Raw genomic sequence first — 1750 nt, forward strand, 5'->3', positions numbered from 1 at the left:
AACCTCAGCCATACCATTGGTCTGTTGATAGGCAATTGCGGTAACTATGGCATTCAACAGCACACACAGCCATAAAGGTATTCGCTTTGATGATCACGGAAAAAGCGTGTTTTCTGTTGTGCGTAAATGTGAACAAATGGGTATTCTTTTGGTGGGTAGATAAAATCTCTTGGGAGAACCACGACAATAAAGCAATTGGCAATGGTCGCAGTTCTCCTTTTCTTATTACTGTCTGAGTTTGGTTTGATGAGTTGAAGTTGTACGAAGTTGTTGGGTTTGGGCTTCATCCTTGTAAGTGCGCTCGCCCTCCACAACTCCCAAGGCTTCTTCAAACGGTTGCGTAGCTGATAGACAACTCAAGCCCTCGAACCCCTCAGCCTCCACTCGAACTTCACCTGTAGCATTGTCGAAATGAATCAGTATTGAACGTTCCATATTTATCTCCTTTGATATTGTTTAACTTCTTGATGTCCGGCAAAAGTCAGCCGTAGAATTTGCACACTTCCGTTAGTTGATTCAGCGATTGCACATTCTCCAAACTGCTCTTGTAATTCGGCGGCTTTGGCTCTTACCATCCGTTGTCCATAAGCCAGCATCAACTTGTTACTAAAGAAATCTTGCCCTAGACGAGGGTCTGTCTCATATTCATCGTGTATCACATCATATACAGCATTATTTTGGTTCCACTTGAATCCGATGTCTGCACGGGCTTTTATGGTGCGACCAGATACGATAATTTCAGCACTTTGTCCTTGAGAGCCACCGTAGTATCCTTTTAGTGGCTGTGCTGTTTCGTGAACTTGCGGTGATAGTTTTAGATCCGTGAGTGCAAAAATAAGACATTCACGGTTAGTGAGTTTAGTTTTAACTGTTGAGAAATGTGACATGAGAATTTTGTTCCTATAGTAGTAGAAGTGCGGTATTCTTTTTGAGGTGTATATGCATTTTTCGTTTAAGGTACTTAGTCTTGAGCGAATGCACCCTCGCCCAAGACTGTTTTTTACCGGAACTTAAACGACATGACCGTAGCTTTCGACAAGCCCACGTCGCCAGTCGCTAACTGTTGTAGATTGCGTTGTTCATCTAACAGCTTGACCCTAATTTCTTCCATCTTTTGCTGTAACTGACTGCGCCCATCACTGGCAAGATTTTTTGACTCAATCGCTGGATCGGTGACAATCGAATCCAAATGCTCCATCATCTGCTGTAAACTGCTGCCAGCTTCCGGTGAGGCATTTGCCAGTAACACCCGCACTTTCATCAGGTGTTTTTCCATCTTTTTTTTGAACTGCACCGGCTTACGTCCTGGCTCCCAGTCGCTCAATTCTTCAAGAAGTTGCGCCGCCAGTTGTTCACCACCAGCTTGAGCTGATTCCCGTAGCCTTTGCTCCAGATTTTGGTCATACTGTTGAATGAACTTGGTAATCTGGTCTAAACACTCGGCTTGCTGCTGATTGAGTTGCTCAGAGAGGGCAGGGATAATCACCGGGCGACCAATAACGACTTGCAAATAGTCTTCGAGGTCAGTGAGAGTGGGGAATGCTGTTAACAAATTAGCTTTGACTTCTTGTTGTTTATCGTGAGGAAGTTCCCAAGCATTTAGCGAGAGAAATTTGTCAATCCGTTCCTGGTAATCTACAAGTCCTGCCTCGTAATCAACTGTTAACTGATTACGTAAACTGGGAGCTACATTATCCCTTATATTGATTAATTGATTCCAGACAATTGGAGCTAAATCTATAGGACAAAC

3 protein-coding genes are annotated in these 1750 nt (G+C 43.7%); all 3 read right to left on the reverse strand.

What is annotated here, in order from left to right:
* Positions 1 to 225: 225 nt before the first annotated feature.
* Positions 226 to 435 (reverse strand): DUF2997 domain-containing protein, encoded by a 210-nt coding sequence (locus ACEW80_RS05910; RefSeq protein WP_373525703.1) that lies wholly within the window; start codon positions 433 to 435, stop codon positions 226 to 228.
* Positions 436 to 437: 2 nt separating this feature from the next.
* Entirely contained in the window at positions 438 to 887 is a 450-nt protein-coding gene (locus ACEW80_RS05915) for a DUF1257 domain-containing protein (protein WP_373525704.1), read from the reverse strand.
* A 113-nt stretch (positions 888 to 1000) separates the two neighbouring features.
* The coding region (locus tag ACEW80_RS05920) for a hypothetical protein (protein ID WP_373525705.1) at positions 1001 to 1750 on the reverse strand (750 nt) is incomplete at its 5' end.

This window comes from Nostoc sp. (assembly GCF_041747015.1).
In the GTDB taxonomy this organism is placed as follows: domain Bacteria; phylum Cyanobacteriota; class Cyanobacteriia; order Cyanobacteriales; family Nostocaceae; genus Nostoc.

Excerpts from the sequence above, each read along its gene's own strand:
- ACEW80_RS05910 (WP_373525703.1), bottom strand. The coding sequence starts at position 435 with ATGGAACGTTCAATACTGATTCATTTCGACAATGCTACAGGTGAAGTT.
- ACEW80_RS05915 (WP_373525704.1), bottom strand. The coding sequence starts at position 887 with ATGTCACATTTCTCAACAGTTAAAACTAAACTCACTAACCGTGAATGT.